Genomic DNA, 17,983 nt, shown 5'->3' with positions numbered 1-17,983 from the left:
GGCTTACTCCTCTCCTTCTTCGGAGTCGTTCTTCGGGGTCGTGCCGGGGTAGTTGGACAGACGGTCGTACGCGTCCGTGATGTCTCCCGTGTTGCCCTTGTCCTTGAGGGTCTCGAGGTAGGCGTCGTACTCATCCTGCTCGACGACCTTGACGTTGAAGAGCATCATCGAGTGGTACTCACCGCAGAGCTCGGCGCACTTTCCTGCGTACTCCCCCACGCGCGTGGGGATGAACGACCAGGAGTTGTCCTTGCCGATGTACATGTCCTTCTTGTACAGGAAGTCGATGATCCAGAAGGAGTGGATGACGTCGCGCGACTGCAGCTTGATCGTGACCTTCTGGTCGACCGGGAGCACCAGGGTCGGCAGCTGCGCCTGGTCGATGTTGCCCTCGGCGTCGGGCTGGGCCTGAATGCCCATCGTCCAGACCGTGTCGTCCTCGGAGTCCGCGTCGTACTGGAAGTCCCACGCCCACTGCTTCGCGATCGCGGTGATCTCGACGTCGGGATCGTCCCACTGGGTCTCGATCGCGGCCTGGTCGCGGGCGGTGAAGAAGAACATCCCGAGCACGAGGATCAACGGCACGATCGTGTAGAAGATCTCGATCGGCATGTTGTAGCGCATCTGGACGGGAAGACCCGTCTGGCCCTTGCGACGGCGGTACGCGATCGCAGCCCAGGCCATGAGACCCCAGGTGATGACACCGACGGCGAGAAGGACGATCCAGGAGTTCACCCAGAGCGACGACACACGCTCGGTCTGGTTGGTGGCAGCGGGGCCATCATCGACGAAGCCGGGGAGATAGCCGTTCAGCTCGGCGGTGGTACATCCCGCCAGGGCCACAGCTGCCGCGACTCCCAGAGGGAGTGCGGCCCAACGAAGGCGGCGGCGTTTCGAGGGCACGATGCACCTTTCAGATTGCGGATAGGGCACACCCAAGTCTAGAGCAACCTCACACCCGATTCATGCCAACCACGCAGGTTGGCGGAGCCGATACGAGTCAGTGGAAGCTGTCGCCGCAGGCGCAGCTGCCGGCCGCGTTGGGGTTGTCGATCGTGAACCCCTGCTCCGAGATCGAATCCTTGAAATCGATGGATGCGCCGTCGAGGTACGGCACGCTCATGTTGTCGACGATGACCTCGACGCCGTCGAAGTCGACGGTCTCGTCGCCCTCGAGGTAGCGCTCGTCGAAGTAGAGCTGGTAGATCAGGCCGGAGCATCCGCCGGGCTGGACGGCGACGCGCAGACGGAGGTCGTCGCGGCCTTCCTGCTCGAGCAGGTTCTTCACCTTGGTCGCGGCCGCGTCGGTGAGGCTGATGCCGTGGGCCTTGGTGGTCTCTGAGGTCAGGGTGGTGTCGCTCATGTCGCTCCTTGTGACGGGCCGCAGTCGCACGGCTTTCCCCGCAATTCTACCGCCGCCCTCGGCGAAGTCGGCGAGATCCGGGGAAGAACCGTGCGACGACGGTTCACTGCGGGAGCGTGAGGGCGTTCATCCGAGCCAGCAACAGCGCCTCGGTCGCGACCGCGTTGCGGAAGGTGTCGAGGTGCAGCGACTCGTTCGGGCTGTGCGCACGCGAGTGCGGATCCTCCACCCCGGTGACGAGGATCTGCGCCTCGGGGAACTCCCGCACCAGGTCGGCGATGAACGGGATGGAGCCGCCGACGCCGAGATCCACGGGCGGGACGCCGTACCCGTCGCGCATCGCGTCGCGCGTGAGCGCGACCGCCCATCCGGAGGTGTCGACCAGGAAGCCGTTGCCCAGGTCGACGTCGGAGAACGTCAGCTCGGCTCCGAAGGGCGCGTGCGCCCGCAGGTGCCGCTCCAGCGCCTCGTAGGCTTCCTGCCCGCTCTGCCCTGGCGCGACGCGGGCGCTGATCACGACCGTCGCCTCGGGGAGCAGGGTGTTGGATGCCGCAGCCACGCTCGTGGCGTCGATGCCGATCACGGTGACCGACGGCTTGTTCCAGATGCGGCTGAGGATCGTGCCCCCACCGATCGGCGTCGTGCCGGGCAGAAGCCCGGCCTCGTCGCGCAGCGTTTCCTCGGTGTACTCCGGCGTCGCGGCATCCCGCTCCGTCATTCCGTCCACGGCCACCGAGCCGTCGGCGTTCCACAGCGTCGAGAGGAGAGTGACGGTCGCCATCATCGCGTCGGGCACCGCTCCCCCGAACATCCCCGAGTGCGAGGCATGGTCGAGGGTGCGGACGCGCATCGTGAACCGCGCGTTCCCCCGCAGAGACACGGTGAGTCCGGGCGTCGTCGAATCCCAGTTGCCCGAATCGGCGACGACGATCGCATCGGCGCGCAGAGCTTCCTTGTTGTCGGAGAGGAACTGGGCGAATGAGCGCGAGCCGTACTCCTCCTCGCCTTCGATGAACATCGCGATCCCGAGGTCGAGATCGTCACCGATCACGTCTGCCACGGCGCGGATCGAGGCGATGTGCGCCATGATCCCCGCCTTGTCATCGGCTGCGCCCCGCCCGTACAGGCGACCGTCGCGCACGGTCGGCTCGAACGGCGGTGTCTCCCAGAGCGCGTCATCCCCGGGAGGCTGCACGTCGTGGTGCGCGTAGAGCAGGATCGTCGGACGCCCGTTCCGAGCCGCCCGAGTCGCCAGCACGGCGGGCTGCCCCTGTTCGTCGGTGCCGGGGATGTCGGCGCGGAGGATGCGCACCTCGTCGAAGACACCGGTGCTCGTCGCGAGCGCAGCGACGGCCTCGGCACTGCGCTCGAGCTGGGTCTGATCGAACGCCGGCCAGGCCATTCCCGGGATGCGGACGAGGTGCCCGAGGTCCGACAGCGCGGCCGGATTCCCGGTCGCCACCGCCTCGAGGATGTCCGGTTCGGAGACAGGGGGAATCTCAGCAGAGGTCATGCGAGTAATCTTAAGGTGATCCCCCGTCAGCGAACCGAGGAACCTCGTGGCCACTACTCCTGCATCCCCTTCGACGAACGACGACGCCCCCGAGACGCCCGCCGTCGGAAAGGGGCGGGCGACGCCGAGCCGTGCGGAGCAGGAGGCTGCCCGCCGCCGCCCCCTCGTCGCCAACACCAAAGAGGCCAAGGCGGCGGCCCGCGCCGACCTCAACGAGCGCCGCGCCCGCGCACAGGCCGGCATGGCCGCCGGCGAGGAGAAGTACCTCCCGGCCCGCGACAAGGGGCCGCAGCGCCGCTGGGTGCGCGACTACGTGGATGCCGGCTGGCACCCCGCCGAGTTCGTGATGGCGGTGATGGTGCTCGTGATCCTCGCGACGCTCGTTCCCTTCAGCACTCTGGTCTCCTACTACGCCTACCTCGTGATGATGGCGTACCTCGTCATCGCGATCGGCGGCATGATCCTCCTCGGCATCCGCGTGAAGCGCAAGGTCGCTGCGAAGTTCGGGCAGGAGCGGATGGAACGCGGCCTCGGCTGGTACGCCGCGATGCGTTCGCTGCAGATGCGTTTCATGCGCCTGCCGAAGCCGCAGGTCAAGCGCGGCCAGTACCCCGAGTGATCCGCTCACTCCTGACAAACGCCTCGCCTCCCTGCGGAGACGAGGCGTTTTTCGTGCAGGGAGCGGTCTCGCTGCAGGCGTCAGCGGCGCCGGAGTCCACGGTTGATCTGACGTGCCCAGAGCGGACCGCGGTAGAGGAATGCCGTGTATCCCTGCACCAGCGTCGCTCCGGCCGACAGGCGCTCCTCGACGTCGGACGCCGTCTCCACTCCCCCGACTGCGATGACGCAGAAGTCCTCGGGCACCGCGGCGCGTACGACGCGCAGCACCTGGAGCGACCGCTCCTTCAACGGCGCACCCGAGAGTCCACCGGCCCCGGCCGCCGCGACGATATCGGGTTCGGTGCGCAACCCGTCGCGGCTGATCGTCGTGTTGTGGGCGATGATGCCGGCGAGACCTTCGGCGACGGCCAGCTGAGCGATGCCCGTGATCTCCTCGTCTGGGAGGTCTGGGGCGATCTTCACCAGCAACGGAGTCGTACCGGAGGCGTCACGCACCGCGCGCAGCAGCGGCGCCAGCGTCTCCACCGCCTGAAGACCACGCAGTCCCGGGGTGTTGGGCGACGAGACGTTCACGGCGAGGTAGTCGGCGAGCGGGGCGAGCCGGGTGGCCGAGGCGACGTAGTCCGCCGTCGCGTCCTCGACGTCGACGACTCGGCTCTTGCCGATGTTCACGCCGATGACGGTGTTCGGGGCCCCGCGCCGCAGACGCGCGAGCCGCCGCGCGGCGGCATCCGCTCCCTTGTTGTTGAAGCCCATCCGGTTGATCACCGCGCGGTCGGGGACGAGCCGGAACAGTCGCGGCTTCGGGTTGCCGTCCTGCGGGATCGCCGTGATCGTGCCGACCTCGACGTGACCGAATCCGAGTGCCGCGAATCCGCGTACGCCGACCGCGTTCTTGTCGAAGCCCGCGGCGATGCCGAACGGCGAGGGGAACGTCAGGCCCAGAGCCTTCACCTGTAGCGACGGATCGGGACGCGTGAGCGAGCGGGTGACCGTGGAGAACGGCGGCACGCCGAGCACACGGATCACCGCCATGCCGGCGTGGTGGGCGAACTCGGGGTCGAAGCGCGAGAGGACAGCGCGGAAGAGCAGCGGATACATCACTGCCAGATTACCGCTCGGCGGACTCCGCCTTCGCGTGGTCGGCCCGGAGGTCGGTGATCGCGGATTCGAAGTCCTCGAGCGAGTCGAAGGCCTGGTACACGCTCGCGAATCGGAGGAACGCCACCTCGTCGAGATCGCGGAGCGGACCGAGGATGGCGAGACCGATCTCGTTCGTGTCGAGCTGGGAGACGCCCGTTTGACGGACGGCCTCTTCGACGCGCTGCGCCAGGATCGCGAGGTCCGCCTCGGTGACCGGTCGGCCCTGGCAGGCCTTGCGGACACCGGAGATGACCTTCTCCCGGCTGAACGGCTCCATCACGCCCGAGCGCTTGATCACGTTCAGGCTGGCTGTCTCGGTGGTCGTGAACCGCCCGCCGCACTCGGGGCACTGTCGGCGTCGGCGGATCGAGAGGCCGTCGTCGCTCGTGCGGGAGTCGATCACACGGGAATCGGGATGACGGCAGAAGGGGCAATGCATCCGTACAACCTACTCCGTGAATCGTGCTTCGATCGCCTCGCCGTGAGCGGGGAGGATCTCGCTGTTCGCCAGCGCGACCACGCCGTCGCGCACCTCGGCGAGAGCGGTCCGGTCGTAGGAGATCACCTGCTGCGGGCGCAGGAACGTGTACGCGCCGAGGCCCGGCGCATACCGCGCCTGTCCCCCCGTCGGCAGCACGTGGTTGCTGCCGGCCATGTAGTCGCCCAGGCTGACCGGCGTCTGGTCGCCGACGAACACGGCGCCCGCGCTGGTGAAGTCGGATGCCGCGGCCTCGGCGTCGGTGAGATGCAGCTCGAGGTGCTCCGGCGCGTACGCGTTGCTGAACGCAGCCGCCATCGCGCGGTCGTCGACGAGCACGATCGCGGACTGCGGTCCGTCGAGAGCGGCGGACACCCGCGCTCTGTGCCGGGTGGCCGTTCCCTGCGCCGCGACCTCGCGCGCCACACGAGTGGCGAGATCTTCGGAATCGGTCACGAGCACCGCGGAGGCCTGCTCGTCGTGCTCGGCCTGGCTGACGAGGTCGGCAGCGACGAGTCGGGCGTCGGCAGCGGCATCGGCGACGACCAGGATCTCGGTCGCTCCCGCCTCGGCATCCGTCCCGACCACACCCGCGACCGCCCGCTTCGCGGAGGCCACGTAGTTGTTGCCCGGACCGGACACCACGTCGACGGGATCGAGCCCGACGCCGGGGACACCCCATGCGAACGCACCGATCGCGCCGGCGCCTCCCATCGCGTAGACCTCGCTGATGCCGAGCAGCGCGGCCGCGCCGAGGATCGTCGGGTGGATGCGCCCGCCCTGGTCCGCCTGAGGCGGCGAGGCGAGGGCGATCTGCATGACGCCGGCGACCTGCGCCGGAACCACGTTCATGATGACGCTCGACGGATACACCGCCTTGCCTCCGGGAATGTAGACACCCACCCGGTTGACGGGCTGCCACCGCTGCACGATGCGCGCACCCGGGCTGAGGAGGGTCGTCTGGTCCGCGGGCACCTGGGCAGCGGAGGCGAGACGCACGCGGCGGATCGCCTCTTCGAGTGCGGCGCGCACGTCGGGAGCGAGCGCATCGAGCGCTTGCGAGATGTGCTCGGCCGGAACGCGGATCGCGTGCTCGGTGACGCGATCGAAGCGCTCCGCCTGATCACGCAGCGCGGACTCCCCCTGCGTCCGCACATCGTCGACGAGGCGGGCGGCCGTGTCGAGCGCCTCCGCGCGTGCCTGGGTCGCGCGCGGCACGGCCGCGAGCATGTCTGCCGGCGAGAGCTCGCGCCCCCGCAGATCGATGATTCGCACTTCAGCCCTTCGTGATGCCGGAGATGTCGTGGAGGTACCCGATGCGGCCGTCGTCGTGCCGGACGACGAAGGCGCCGCCGCGGTCCTCGATCACGAGCGCCCAGGCCTGCGGGCCGATGCGGAAGATCGCCTCGCCGCGCTCGTCGTGCACGTCGCGCTCGGACGGCGCGAGGATCCAGAAGGGCTGCGCCGCCTGTGCGGGATCGCGGGGCTGCGTCGCCTCGGGATCCGAGACGATGGAGTCGTCGCCGAACACATCGGTCGGGTGCTCCGCTACCGCACCAGCGGGAGCAGGCACCGGCTCGGCGACCTCCTCGAGGAAGGATTCGATCTCGCCGGTGTCGGAGATGATCTCCGGCGTGCGGGATCGACGGGAGTACGACGGGGTGTACTCCTCCTCGGTGACCGCTTCTCCGGTGCCGGTGCCACCGCCCGAGGCGTGCGCGGCCAGCGGCACCTGTTGCGGCAGGTCGAAGCGAGCGATCTCGTCGGTCGCGTGGCCGTCGGGGGTGTCGGCGTCGAGGGCAGCACGCCGGGTGGTAGGCGGTTCTGCGCCGTCCCAGGATTCGTCCGGGGCCGGAGACTCATGGGACGCGGCCGGCTCGGAGTCGATGGACTCGGACTCGGACGACTCGGGAACGAACGACTCGGGAACGGCGTCGGCCTCTGCCTCGGCGGGGGCGGGTCGCTCGGCGCGCGGGCGGGCGATGACCGGGCGCACCGGGTTCGCGTTGCGGTGCGCGAGCGTGACGAGCCGGCCGTGGAAGTCCTCTTTCAGCCCCGGGATGATCGGAGCGAAGACCGTGAGGACGACCAGGGCGAGAGAAGCGAGGAGCTGAACGATGCCGACCCAGTTGAGAGTCCAGACGCCGAACTCGATCGACGCGGCGATCGACGCCCACAAGGCACTGATCCACGTCACCGCCGAGACGGTGAAAGCGACCGACGCGAACTGGTCGATTCCGAGGGAGCCCACTCGGCGGATGCCGTCGGGCGAGAACCGCCGCAGCACGAGCAGGAAGACGGCTGCCGTCGGCACGCCGATCGGCAGGATCCACTGGATGCCCGCTCCCCAGATGGAGGCTCCCGCGGTCAGCGGGAAGAAGGATACGACGAAGGCGATGAGCCAGACGCCGGCGATCGACAGCTCGCGGAGGGTGAATCCGAGGATTCCGAACTCCGGCGTCACCTCTTCGTCGTACAGGACACCGTCATCATCGAGGAACGCCTCGTTCTCGGCATCCGCGTTGTCGGGGATATCGGTACTCATGAGTCTTCCTTTCGTCACGACGCGCAGAGGGGGAGGCGCGTTCCGACGCGTCCTGATACTACCCGCTCAGCCCAAGCAGCCCGGTCCGAGGAGCGACTTGAGGTCGCCGAACAGATCGGCGGAGACCTTCACGGGCATGGGCACCTCGAACACCTTCGCGGTGCCACCGCGATGCACGCGCAGCAGGACCTCGGTCTCACCCGAATGGCGGCGGAGGACATCGGCGAGCTCATGCATCACACGCTCCGTGGCACGCTGCTCGGCGAGCACGAGGGCGAGCGGTCCCGCGGCATCGAAAGATCCGACGTCCGGGGCGAACGCGGACTGCGCGTGGAGGTTGAGCCCATCGTCACGGCGAGAAACTCGCCCGCGCACGGCCAGGATCGAGTCCTGCTGGAGCACGTGCTGGAACTCGGTGTACGTCTTTCCCATGAACATCACGGTGACTTCGCCGTTGAAGTCCTCGACCGTGATCATGCCGTACGGGTTTCCACTCGCCTTCGCCACACGATGCTGCACGCTCGTGACGAGACCCGCGACCGTGACCTGATCACCGTCCTGGAGGTCCTCGGAGTTGTTGAGGTCGTGGATCGAGATGGACGCGTGCTTCGCGAGCGGAACCTCGAGTCCGGCGAGCGGGTGATCGGAGACGTAGAGCCCCAGCATCTCCCGCTCGAACGCGAGCTTGTCCTTCTTGATCCATTCCGGGCGTGCGGGGACCTTCGCCGGCGCTGCCTCTTCCATCCCGTCGTACAGACTGTCGAAATCGAAGCCGATCGCGCCCTGCGCCTCGTTCCGCTTGCGATCGACCGCGGCCTCGACGGCGTCCTCGTGGATCTCGACGAGAGCGCGACGCGAGTCGCCCATCGTGTCGAAGGCTCCGGCCTTGATGAGAGACTCGACCGTGCGCTTGTTCGCGACGTGCAGGGGCACCTTGTCGAGGAAGTGATGGAACGAGGTGAAGCGCTCGTCCTTCCGCGCCTGCACGATGCCCTCGACGACGTTGCTGCCGACATTGCGCACCGCTCCGAGCCCGAAGCGGATGTCGTCGCCGACGGCCGCGAAATAGTTGATCGACTCCGACACATCGGGCGGCAGCACCTTGATGCCCATTCGGCGGCACTCGTTGAGGTACAGAGCCATCTTGTCCTTGGAGTCGCCGACGCTGGTGAGCAGTGCGGCCATGTACTCGGCCGGATAGTGGGCCTTGAGGTACGCGGTCCAGTACGAGACGACGCCGTAGGCGGCGGAGTGCGCTTTGTTGAAGGCGTAGTCGGAGAAGGGCAGCAGGATCTCCCAGAGCGCGTTGACCGCTCCGTCGGAGTACCCGTTGGCGTGCATGCCGGCCTGGAATCCGGCGAACTGCTTGTCGAGCTCGGACTTCTTCTTCTTGCCCATCGCGCGACGGAGGATGTCGGCCTGGCCGAGGGAGAACCCGGCCACCCGCTGGGCGATGGCCATCACCTGCTCCTGATAGATGATCAGGCCGTACGACTCCTCGAGGATGTCGGCGAGCGACTCCGTGAACTCGGTGTGGATCGGGGTGATCGCCTGCTGGCCGTTCTTTCTCAGCGCGTAGTTGGTGTGCGAGTTCGCGCCCATGGGGCCCGGGCGGTAGAGCGCGATGAGGGCCGAGATGTCACCGAAGTTGTCGGGCTTCATCAGTCGCATGAGCGAGCGCATCGGCCCGCCGTCGAGCTGGAAGACTCCGAGAGATTCTCCTCGACCGAGCAGGTCGTACGCCCCACGGTCGTCGAGAGCGAGGTGCTCGAGGTCGAGCTCCTCTCCCCTGTTCATGCGGATGTTGTCGAGCGCGTCGGAGATGATCGTGAGGTTTCGCAGCCCCAGGAAGTCCATCTTGATCAGGCCGAGAGACTCGCACGACGGGTAGTCGAACTGCGTGACGATCTGGCCGTCCTGCTCGCGGCGCATGATCGGGATGATGTCGAGGAGCGGGTCCGACGACATGATGACACCGGCCGCGTGCACACCCCACTGACGCTTGAGGCCCTCGAGACCGAGCGCGCGGTCGAACACCGTCTTCGCCTCGGGATCGGTGTCGATCAGCGCGCGGAACTCGCTCGCCTCCTTGTACCGCGGGTGAGCCGAGTCGAACATGCCGTCGAGCGGCATGTCCTTGCCCATCACGGGGGGCGGCATCGCTTTGGTCAGACGCTCGCCCATGCTGAACGGGAACCCGAGCACACGCCCCGCGTCCTTGAGCGCCTGCTTGGACTTGATCGTGCCGTAGGTGACGATCTGCGCGACGCGCTCCGAGCCGTACTTCTTGGTCACGTACTCGATGACCTCGCCACGGCGACGGTCATCGAAGTCGACGTCGAAGTCGGGCATGGAAACACGATCCGGGTTGAGGAAGCGCTCGAAGATGAGGCCGTGCTCAAGCGGGTCGAGGTCCGTGATCTTCATCGCGTACGCGACCATCGATCCCGCACCGGAACCACGCCCCGGACCGACCCGGATGCCGTTGTCCTTCGCCCAGTTGATGAAGTCGGCGACGACGAGGAAGTACCCCGGGAAGCCCATCTGCAGGATGATCCCGGTCTCGTACTCGGCCTGCTTGCGCACCTTGTCGGGGATGCCACCCGGGTAGCGGTAGTGGAGACCCGCCTCGACCTCCTTGACGAGCCAGCTGTCTTCGGTCTCACCATCGGGCACGGGGAACCGCGGCATGTAATTCGCCGCGGTGTTGAACTCGACTTCGCAGCGCTCGGCGATCAGGAGCGTGTTGTCGCACGCCTCGGGGTGATCGCGGAACAGCTGACGCATCTCGGCAGCGGTCTTGATGTAGTAGCCGTCGCCGTCGAACTTGAAGCGGTTGGGGTCGTCGAGAGTCGATCCAGACTGCACGCACAGCAGCGCTTCATGCGCGTCGGCCTCGTGCTGGTGCGTGTAGTGCGAATCGTTCGTCGCGACCAGCGGGATGTGGAGGTCCTTCGCGAGACGCAGCAGATCGGTCATGACCCGGCGCTCGATGGAGAGCCCGTGATCCATGATCTCGGCGAAGTAGTTCTCCTTGCCGAAGATGTCCTGGAACTCGGCGGCCGCCGCGCGTGCCGCGTCGTACTGCCCGAGGCGCAGTCGCGTCTGCACCTCGCCCGAGGGGCATCCGGTCGTCGCGATCAACCCCTTGCCGTACGTCTGCAGCAGTTCCCGGTCCATGCGGGGCTTGAAGTAGTACCCCTCCATGCTCGACCGCGAGCTGATGCGGAAGAGGTTGTGCATGCCCTCGGTGCTCTGGCTCCACATCGTCATGTGAGTGTAGGCGCCCGAACCCGACACGTCGTCGCTCTTCTGGTCGGGCGATCCCCACTGGACGCGTGTCTTGTCGCTGCGGTGCGTGCCCGGGGTCATGTACGCCTCGAGCCCGATGATCGGCTTGACCCCCGCGTTGCGCGCCGCGTTGTAGAACTCGAAGGCCGCGAAGGTGTTGCCGTGGTCGGTGACGGCGATCGCCGGCATGCCGTATTCCGCGGCCGCCTGGGTCATCGCGTTGATCTTCGCCGCCCCGTCGAGCATCGAGTACTCGCTGTGCACGTGCAGGTGGACGAAGGAGTCGGATGCCATGCTTCGAGTCTACTTTCGGCGTCCGACATCAGGTCGCCGATCGGGATCCTCGGAGGTCACTCCGACAGGTCGAGCCGCATCAGCACGCGGGGGAATCCGTTCAGGCGCGAGGCCGTGTCGGCCGACTTCTCGAAGCCGGCCCTCTCGAACAGCGCGCGCGTGCCGACGTACGCCATCGTCAGGTCGACGCGCTCCCCCGCGTTGTCCACCGGATACGCCTCGATCGCAGGCGCCCCCTGTGCACGCGCGAAAGCGACCGCGCCATCGACCAGGGCGTGCGAGATCCCCTGCTTGCGATGCCCCGGACGCACGCGGATGCACCACAGCGACCAGACGTCCGCGTCGTCGACATGCGGGATCCTGCGATTGGTGGCGAAACTCGTGTCGCGTCGAGGATGCACCGCCGCCCATCCCACCGGCTCGTCGTCGAGATAGGCGATCACCCCGGGAGGCGGGTCTTCCGCGCAGAGCCCGCGCACACGCTCGGCGCGTTCCTCGCCGCGGAGCTGCTGGTTCTCGACGCTGCCGATCCGGTAGCTCAGGCAGAAGCAGACGTTCGACGTCGGTTTCTTCGGACCGACCAGCGCGGCGACGTCGGCGAAGACCCTGGCGGGTCGAACCTCGATGTCCATGCCGACAGTATGGCCCCGGCATCCGACATCCGCGGGAAGGACGCGGGATCAGTCGCCCCGGAGCACCGCCAGAGCGTGCTGGAAATCGGTCGGGTACGGCGACTCGAACTGCACCCATTCGCCGGTCGCCGGATGCGTGAACGCGAGCTGGTGGGCGTGCAACCACTGCCGCGTGAGACCGAGGCGGGCCGACAGCGTGGGGTCGGCCCCGTAGAGCGGGTCGCCGACGCACGGATGCCGGTGCGCCGCCATGTGCACACGGATCTGGTGGGTGCGTCCGGTCTCGAGATGGATCTCGAGAAGCGACGCCCCGGGGAACGCTTCGAGCGTCTCGTAATGCGTGACAGAGGGCTTGCCGTCCGGGGTGACCGCGAACTTCCAGGAGTGGTTCGGGTGCCGACCGATCGGCGCGTCGATCGTGCCCGCGAGCGGGTCGGGATGCCCCTGCACCACGGCGTGATAGATCTTCTCGACCGTGCGCTCCTTGAATGCGCGCTTGAGGTGCGTGTAGGCGGTCTCGGACTTGGCGACGACCATCAACCCGCTCGTGCCGACGTCGAGCCGGTGCACGACGCCCTGGCGCTCGGGGGCGCCGCTGGTGGCGGCCCGGAAGCCGGCGGCCGCCAGGGCTCCGACCACCGTCGGACCCTCCCAACCGAGGGACGGATGGGCCGCGACGCCGGTCGGCTTGTCGACCACGACGATGTCATCGTCGTCGAAGACGATCCCGAGTTCGGGCACCGCGATCGGAACGATCTTCGGCCCTTCCTTGGGCTGCCACTCGACCTCGAGCCATCCTCCGCCGCGCAGGCGGTCGGACTTGTCGAGCGTCACGCCGTCGAGGCGAACGCCGCCTGATGCCGCGACGTCGGCCGCGAAGGTGCGCGAGAAACCGAGCATCTTCGCGAGGGCAGCGTCGACACGCGCGCCCTCGAGTCCGTCGGGTACCGGCAGCGAGCGGGACTCCACGATCAGCGCTGATCCTCGGCCGCGGCGGCCTCGGCCTCTTCGTCCGTCTCGACGGGTGCGTGGTCGCGCTCGCGCGAGCCGTCGAAACGCAGACCGAAGACGACGAGGAGCGCGACGGAGATCATGCCGCACACGATGAAGATGTCGGCGATGTTGAAGATCGCGGGCATCATCCACGGCATCGAGATCATGTCGACCACATGGCCCACCGGGAATCCGGGGTCGCGGAAGAGGCGATCGCCGAGGTTTCCCAGGACGCCGCCGAGCAGAGCGCCGAGCACGACGGCCCAGAGCCGGGAGCGCAGACCGAACGCCTTCCAGACGATGACTCCGGCGACGACCGCGAGTGCGATCGTGAAGATCCAGGTGACGTCCGACCCGAGCGAGAAAGCCGCTCCCGGATTGCGGACGTAGTACAGCTGAAGGAACTCACCGAGGACGGGAACCGGCTCCTGATAGGGAAGGTTCTCGGTGGTGAGGTACTTCACAAACTGATCGGCGGCCAGTACGAGCGCTGCGAGAATCGCAACGATCGCACCGGCCGCCGACCGACGAAGGGGAAGGCGTGGGCTCAAGACCTACGACCTACAGTCCGATCGCGGAGACGGGCGTCGAGTCCGTGGAAGCCGACTTCTCGTCGAGGTCGCGGAGCTGACCCTCGATGTAGCCGCGCAGCTGCGAGCGGTAGTCGCGCTCGAAGTTGCGGAGCTCGGTGATCCGGGCCTCGAGCGTGTTGCGCTCGCGCTCGAGTCGAGCCGACTCCTCGCGCTGCTTCGCCTCCGCCTCGGTGCGGATGCGGGCGACCTCGGTCTCGGCGTCGGCGATGAGCTGGTTGCGCTTCGCCTCACCCTCGGCGACGTGCTCGTCGTGCAGGCGCTGTGCGAGCTCGATGATTCCGGCGGTCGCCGTGGCGGAGCCGGACGGAGCGGACTCCGCAGGAGCCTCGGCGACGGGGGCCGGAGCCGCAGGCGCGGGGGCCTCGACGACGGGAGCGGCCGCGACCGGCTCGGCGGCCGGGGTGGCACCCGACTCGTAAGCGGCCAGCTTGGCCTTGAGTTCGACGTTCTCCTCGAGGGCCTTGCGCCACTCGATGACGATCTCGTCGAGGAAGTCGTCCACCTCGTCCGGGTCGAAGCCGTCCTTGAAGCGAACGTGCTGGAACTGCTTGGTGACGACGTCATCCGGGGTAAGTGCCATGATGGCTCCTCTTTCGGTGAGTTCGGTTGCCAGTTTCGATATGGCGTGGTCGTGATCTGGCGCGAACCCGGGGCGCGCACCTGGGAGCCAGCATAGCCCCCGCACCTTGGAGCCGCGATGTCGCGACACCCGAGGTGGAGGAACTGGCAGTGGTCAGATGAAGAGTCTGACGATGTTCATGAGGATCAGCACGATGAGCATCGTCAGCGCGAACCCGAAGTCCAACGACAGCGTACCGATGCGCAGCGGCGGGATGATCCGCCGGAAGAACCGGATGGGCGGATCGGTCACCGTGTAGGCGGCTTCGGCGACGACCAGGCCGAAGCCCTTCGGACGCCACTCCCTGTTGAACAGGGGGATGTAGTCGAGGATCAGCCTCGCGAAGAGGACGAAGATGTACAGCAGCAGCACCAGATGAATGATGCTCGCGGCGATCGAGACCAGCTGCACGGCTTACTACTGATCGAAGCCCGCGGACTCCGCGTCCGCGTGCGCGATACCCCCCTGGCCCGAGACCGCGATGTTCTCCGGCGAGAGCAGGAAGACCTTCGAGGTCACGCGCTCGATACGACCGTAGAGGCCGAGGGAGAGACCGCTGGCGAAGTCGATGAGACGGCGGGCGTCTGCATCGCTCATCTGGGACAGGTTGATGATGACCGGAACACCCTCGCGGAAGCTCTCGGCGATCAGCTGAGCGTCACGGTACTGCTTGGGGTGGACCGTCAGGATCTCGTTCACAGCGCCCACCGACGGCTGACGGACGGCGACGGGGCGACGCAGCGGAGTGACGGGAGCCGGTGCCGGCTCTTCGCGGTCACGATCGCGGTCGCGGTCACGCTCGCGGTGAGCGCGAGCGGGTGCCTGCTGCTCTTCTTCATAGGCTTCTTCCTCATCGGCGAGGCCCAGGTACACCATGGTCTTCTTCAGCGGGTTACCCATCGTGTCCTCCGGTTCGAACGATACGGGTTGGTCTTTGTAGAGGTTAACCCCGGTCGGGGCGGGGGCCGGTGATTGCCGACCCGATCCGTAGGTGTGTCGCGCCTGCGGCGATGGCTTCGACGAAGTCGCCGGTCATCCCCGCAGAGATCCACGTGGCTTCGCGAGCCACACCGCGCACCTCGTCGGCGACACGGTGCAGACGTGCGAAAGCGGATGCCGGTTCCTCATCGAGAGGGGCGACGGCCATGATCCCGCGCAGCCGCAATGACGGGAGCGCGAGGACATGCTCGGCGAGGGCTGCGGCCTCCGAAGGCTGAACACCGCCGCGCCCGGCGTCGGCCGTGAGATTGACCTGGACGAGCACGTCGAGCACGTCGTCGTCCTCGGCGGCACGATGCAACGCGTCGGCGAGGCGCGCACGATCCACGGAATGGACGACATCGGCGCTGCGACGGATCGCCGCTGCCTTGTTCGTCTGCGCCTGACCGATGAAGTGCCAGGTGAGATCCAGCGCCTCGAGCTCGTCGCGCTTGGCGGACAGTTCCTGCTGCCGGTTCTCCCCGACTTCCCTCACTCCGAGAGCGCTGAGGTCGCGGACGAGCTGGGCGGGATGAAACTTCGTCACCACGATCCGGGTGATACTCGCCGCATCCCGTCCGGCCCGGCGCGCGGCATCGGCGATCTGTTCGTCGATCGCCGACAGCCGCGCTCCCAGGTCGGTCACTTCAGGAATTCGGGGATGTCGATGTCGTCATCGGCGAACGCCGGCTCGATGCTCGTCGTGTGGCTGCGCTGCGGAGCCGCGGCGGGCTCGACCTCGGTGGCCTCGTCCTCGGCGACGGCATCCTTCTCGTCCGAGAGCGCGACTTCCGGGAGCGTCGCCGCCGCTGGACGCGACACGACCATCGGGTCGAGGCGCAGGGAGGGCTCGCCGCCGTCGAAGCCCGCGGCGATGACCGTCACGCGCACCTCGTCGCCGAGGGTGTCGTCGATGACGGTACCGAAGATGATGTTCGCCTCGGGGTGTGCCGCTTCCTTGACGAGATCCGCCGCATCGTGGATCTCGAAGATGCCCAGGTTGGAACCACCCTGGATCGAGAGCAGCACGCCGTGCGCACCCTCGATCGATGCCTCGAGCAGCGGCGATTCGACGGCGAGCTCGGCCGCCTTGATCGCACGGTCGGCGCCTCGCGCGGAACCGATACCCATGAGCGCGGAGCCCGCGCCCTGCATGACCGACTTCACGTCGGCGAAGTCGAGGTTGATGAGACCCGGCGTGGTGATCAGGTCGGTGATGCCCTGCACACCGGCGAGGAGCACCTGGTCGGCCGTTGCGAACGCCTCGATCATCGAGATCCCGCGATCGCTGATCTCGAGGAGACGGTCGTTCGGCACGACGATGAGGGTGTCGACCTCTTCCTTGAGCTTCGCGACACCGGCCTCGGCCTGGCTCTGACGACGACGACCCTCGAACGAGAACGGCTTGGTGACGACACCGATGGTGAGAGCGCCGATCGACTTGGCGATGCGTGCGACGACGGGAGCGCCACCGGTCCCGGTGCCGCCTCCCTCTCCCGCGGTGACGAAGACCATGTCGGCACCGGTGAGGGCCTGCTCGATCTCCTCCGCGTGGTCCTCGGCGGCACGACGGCCGACCTCGGGGTCGGCACCGGCGCCGAGCCCGCGGGTGAGCTCACGACCGACGTCCAGCTTGACGTCGGCGTCGCTCATGAGCAGCGCCTGCGCATCGGTGTTCACCGCGATGAACTCGACTCCGCGGAGACCGAGGTCGATCATGCGGTTGACGGCGTTGACGCCGCCACCGCCGACGCCGACGACCTTGATCACGGCGAGGTAGTTCTGGTTCTGGCTCATGGCCGGCCTCCGAGTTTTTCGAGCCTGGATCGGGCCAAACCTTAAACCTCAAGTAGAGGTGTAAAGTATTTCCCGGTATTGCGTTCTCTTGATCGAAGGTATGCGCCGCATCGGCGTGCGCGCGCAACGAGATGGGCGTGTCGCGCGTTTCCTCGCGAAAGTCGTCAGCCGACGACGGCGGCGTTCGGGGACGACACGTCGATCGTCCCGGCACCGGGGTTCGCCGCGAGGGTGCGCGCGAGCACGATGCCCTTCGTCGCCGACTTGTCGTCGCTCCCCCACACCACCGTCAACCCGCTGCTCAGTGTCAACGTGACGTCATCGGCCGTTGTCGCGCGCACGCCCGTCAGCTGAGCGCGGACGTCGGCCGGGAGAGAGCGGATGACGAGGCCGGCGCTCTCGAAAGCCGACGAGTCGGTGCCTCCGGCGATGTCCAGGAGAGGCTGGCCCGCAGGCTGATCCGTCGTGGTCGAGAGCGCCACTCCGGCCGCATCGACGAGCGTGTACCCGGCATCCGACCGAAGCACGCCCACGGGCGTGCGCTCGACGATGCGCACCGTCAGGTCGTGCGGCGGACGAGCCTCGAGCGCATAGGTCTCGATGAGCGGGAAACCGATGAGCGCCGCCTTGATCTCACTGCTGTCGACGAGCGCGAGCGGCGTACCGATCTGGTCGGCGAGCGCCGCCTCGATCGCGGCCGGGTCCAGGGTGGTGGCGCCGACGATCGTGATCTTCTCGACGGCGAAGAGGGGGCTGTAAGCGGCCGCGACGCTCCCGCCCACCAGGAGGAGGAGAGCACCGACGACGCTCCACCCGACGATGCGTCGCCTGCGGGAGCGCTGGGTGAATCGACGGATCTCCGCCCGGAGCGCCTTGCGACGAGCGCGGGCCGCGCGCCAGACGTCACGCGTGGACGTCGGTACATCGCCGACTGCATCTGCGGGCGCATCGACCTGCGCCTCCGCACCGACATCGATGCCGGACTTCGCGCCCTCCGACGTCTCCGCACCGACCGGTTCGACCTCGCGCGGTGCGCGACGCGGCGACCGCGACATCGACGGGCTCGCGCCCTCCGCCGGGTCCTTCGGCCGATCGGTCGGAAGCGGAGCTGGACGTCGCACGG

18 protein-coding genes are annotated in these 17,983 nt (G+C 67.6%); 1 reads left to right on the top strand and 17 read right to left on the bottom strand.

What is annotated here, in order from left to right; translation table 11 throughout:
- Window positions 1-3: 3 nt before the first annotated feature.
- From coxB to ACIQTT_RS00420, 3 genes are all read right to left on the bottom strand, one after another.
- Window positions 4-903 (bottom strand): cytochrome c oxidase subunit II, encoded by a 900-nt coding sequence (gene coxB, locus ACIQTT_RS00430; protein WP_402784552.1) that lies wholly within the window; start codon window positions 901-903, stop codon window positions 4-6.
- 97 nt (window positions 904-1,000) lie between these two features.
- Window positions 1,001-1,363 (bottom strand): iron-sulfur cluster insertion protein ErpA, encoded by a 363-nt coding sequence (gene erpA / locus ACIQTT_RS00425; RefSeq protein ID WP_247622104.1) that lies wholly within the window; start codon window positions 1,361-1,363, stop codon window positions 1,001-1,003.
- Window positions 1,364-1,466: 103 nt separating this feature from the next.
- Complete coding sequence (locus tag ACIQTT_RS00420) at window positions 1,467-2,876, bottom strand: dipeptidase (RefSeq protein WP_402784549.1); 1,410 nt, start codon at window positions 2,874-2,876, stop codon at window positions 1,467-1,469.
- Window positions 2,877-2,922: 46 nt separating this feature from the next.
- On the opposite strand from ACIQTT_RS00420, the gene ACIQTT_RS00415 reads away from it, so the two are divergent.
- Window positions 2,923-3,495 carry a DUF3043 domain-containing protein gene (locus ACIQTT_RS00415; RefSeq protein ID WP_402784546.1) on the top strand — a complete coding sequence of 191 codons (573 nt, stop codon included), beginning with the start codon at window positions 2,923-2,925 and terminating at the stop codon, window positions 3,493-3,495.
- 80 nt (window positions 3,496-3,575) lie between these two features.
- Here the strand turns inward: ACIQTT_RS00415 and ACIQTT_RS00410 are convergent, their stop codons facing one another.
- The 14 genes from ACIQTT_RS00410 to ACIQTT_RS00345 all read right to left on the bottom strand — a co-directional run bounded on the left by ACIQTT_RS00410 (window position 3,576) and on the right by ACIQTT_RS00345 (window position 17,981).
- A complete protein-coding gene (locus ACIQTT_RS00410; RefSeq protein WP_402784543.1) occupies window positions 3,576-4,598 on the bottom strand; it encodes a quinone-dependent dihydroorotate dehydrogenase in 1,023 nt (340 codons plus the stop codon).
- 10 nt (window positions 4,599-4,608) lie between these two features.
- A complete protein-coding gene (gene nrdR, locus ACIQTT_RS00405; RefSeq protein WP_400438109.1) occupies window positions 4,609-5,079 on the bottom strand; it encodes a transcriptional regulator NrdR in 471 nt (156 codons plus the stop codon).
- A gap of 9 nt (window positions 5,080-5,088) precedes the next feature.
- On the bottom strand, window positions 5,089-6,393 hold the full coding sequence (hisD, locus tag ACIQTT_RS00400; protein ID WP_402784539.1) for a histidinol dehydrogenase: 1,305 nt from the start codon (window positions 6,391-6,393) through the stop codon (window positions 5,089-5,091).
- Window position 6,394: 1 nt separating this feature from the next.
- On the bottom strand, window positions 6,395-7,663 hold the full coding sequence (locus tag ACIQTT_RS00395; RefSeq protein WP_402784536.1) for a hypothetical protein: 1,269 nt from the start codon (window positions 7,661-7,663) through the stop codon (window positions 6,395-6,397).
- A gap of 66 nt (window positions 7,664-7,729) precedes the next feature.
- The gene (gene dnaE / locus ACIQTT_RS00390) at window positions 7,730-11,248 is read right to left on the bottom strand and encodes a DNA polymerase III subunit alpha (protein WP_402784531.1); all 3,519 of its coding nucleotides are present in this window, start codon (window positions 11,246-11,248) and stop codon (window positions 7,730-7,732) included.
- Window positions 11,249-11,304: 56 nt separating this feature from the next.
- On the bottom strand, window positions 11,305-11,880 hold the full coding sequence (locus ACIQTT_RS00385) for a GNAT family N-acetyltransferase (protein WP_402784528.1): 576 nt from the start codon (window positions 11,878-11,880) through the stop codon (window positions 11,305-11,307).
- 48 nt (window positions 11,881-11,928) lie between these two features.
- The gene (locus tag ACIQTT_RS00380; RefSeq protein ID WP_402784525.1) at window positions 11,929-12,849 is read right to left on the bottom strand and encodes an RluA family pseudouridine synthase; all 921 of its coding nucleotides are present in this window, start codon (window positions 12,847-12,849) and stop codon (window positions 11,929-11,931) included.
- Between the two features lie 2 nt (window positions 12,850-12,851).
- Window positions 12,852-13,424: a signal peptidase II gene (lspA, locus tag ACIQTT_RS00375; RefSeq protein WP_402784522.1), complete on the bottom strand. Its 573-nt coding sequence runs from the start codon at window positions 13,422-13,424 to the stop codon at window positions 12,852-12,854.
- A 10-nt stretch (window positions 13,425-13,434) separates the two neighbouring features.
- Window positions 13,435-14,046: a DivIVA domain-containing protein gene (locus tag ACIQTT_RS00370; protein ID WP_402784519.1), complete on the bottom strand. Its 612-nt coding sequence runs from the start codon at window positions 14,044-14,046 to the stop codon at window positions 13,435-13,437.
- A gap of 153 nt (window positions 14,047-14,199) precedes the next feature.
- The gene (locus ACIQTT_RS00365; RefSeq protein ID WP_247622092.1) at window positions 14,200-14,496 is read right to left on the bottom strand and encodes a YggT family protein; all 297 of its coding nucleotides are present in this window, start codon (window positions 14,494-14,496) and stop codon (window positions 14,200-14,202) included.
- Window positions 14,497-14,502: 6 nt separating this feature from the next.
- Entirely contained in the window at window positions 14,503-14,985 is a 483-nt protein-coding gene (locus ACIQTT_RS00360) for a cell division protein SepF (protein WP_402784515.1), read from the bottom strand.
- A 43-nt stretch (window positions 14,986-15,028) separates the two neighbouring features.
- The gene (locus ACIQTT_RS00355; protein ID WP_402784512.1) at window positions 15,029-15,709 is read right to left on the bottom strand and encodes a YggS family pyridoxal phosphate-dependent enzyme; all 681 of its coding nucleotides are present in this window, start codon (window positions 15,707-15,709) and stop codon (window positions 15,029-15,031) included.
- A complete protein-coding gene (ftsZ, locus tag ACIQTT_RS00350; protein WP_402784510.1) occupies window positions 15,706-16,860 on the bottom strand; it encodes a cell division protein FtsZ in 1,155 nt (384 codons plus the stop codon). The genes ACIQTT_RS00355 and ftsZ overlap by 4 nt, the downstream gene beginning before the upstream one ends.
- A gap of 164 nt (window positions 16,861-17,024) precedes the next feature.
- Complete coding sequence (locus tag ACIQTT_RS00345; RefSeq protein ID WP_402784507.1) at window positions 17,025-17,981, bottom strand: FtsQ-type POTRA domain-containing protein; 957 nt, start codon at window positions 17,979-17,981, stop codon at window positions 17,025-17,027.
- Between the last annotated feature and the right edge of the window lie 2 nt (window positions 17,982-17,983).

The sequence above is a fragment of the Microbacterium sp. NPDC090225 genome, assembly GCF_044772365.1.
Classification (GTDB): domain Bacteria; phylum Actinomycetota; class Actinomycetes; order Actinomycetales; family Microbacteriaceae; genus Microbacterium.
The sequence above is the reverse complement of the archived record's forward strand: the minus strand, read 5'-3'. Positions and strand labels throughout refer to the sequence as shown.

What these genes read in the sequence shown, in the direction of transcription:
- nrdR (WP_400438109.1), bottom strand. Translation starts at nt 5,079, where the DNA reads ATGCATTGCCCCTTCTGCCGTCATCCCGATTCCCGTGTGATCGACTCC.
- ACIQTT_RS00370 (WP_402784519.1), bottom strand. Translation starts at nt 14,046, where the DNA reads ATGGCACTTACCCCGGATGACGTCGTCACCAAGCAGTTCCAGCACGTT.
- ACIQTT_RS00410 (WP_402784543.1), bottom strand. Translation starts at nt 4,598, where the DNA reads ATGTATCCGCTGCTCTTCCGCGCTGTCCTCTCGCGCTTCGACCCCGAG.
- ACIQTT_RS00385 (WP_402784528.1), bottom strand. Translation starts at nt 11,880, where the DNA reads ATGGACATCGAGGTTCGACCCGCCAGGGTCTTCGCCGACGTCGCCGCG.
- ACIQTT_RS00420 (WP_402784549.1), bottom strand. Translation starts at nt 2,876, where the DNA reads ATGACCTCTGCTGAGATTCCCCCTGTCTCCGAACCGGACATCCTCGAG.
- ftsZ (WP_402784510.1), bottom strand. Translation starts at nt 16,860, where the DNA reads ATGAGCCAGAACCAGAACTACCTCGCCGTGATCAAGGTCGTCGGCGTC.
- erpA (WP_247622104.1), bottom strand. Translation starts at nt 1,363, where the DNA reads ATGAGCGACACCACCCTGACCTCAGAGACCACCAAGGCCCACGGCATC.
- dnaE (WP_402784531.1), bottom strand. Translation starts at nt 11,248, where the DNA reads ATGGCATCCGACTCCTTCGTCCACCTGCACGTGCACAGCGAGTACTCG.
- ACIQTT_RS00395 (WP_402784536.1), bottom strand. Translation starts at nt 7,663, where the DNA reads ATGAGTACCGATATCCCCGACAACGCGGATGCCGAGAACGAGGCGTTC.
- ACIQTT_RS00360 (WP_402784515.1), bottom strand. Translation starts at nt 14,985, where the DNA reads ATGGGTAACCCGCTGAAGAAGACCATGGTGTACCTGGGCCTCGCCGAT.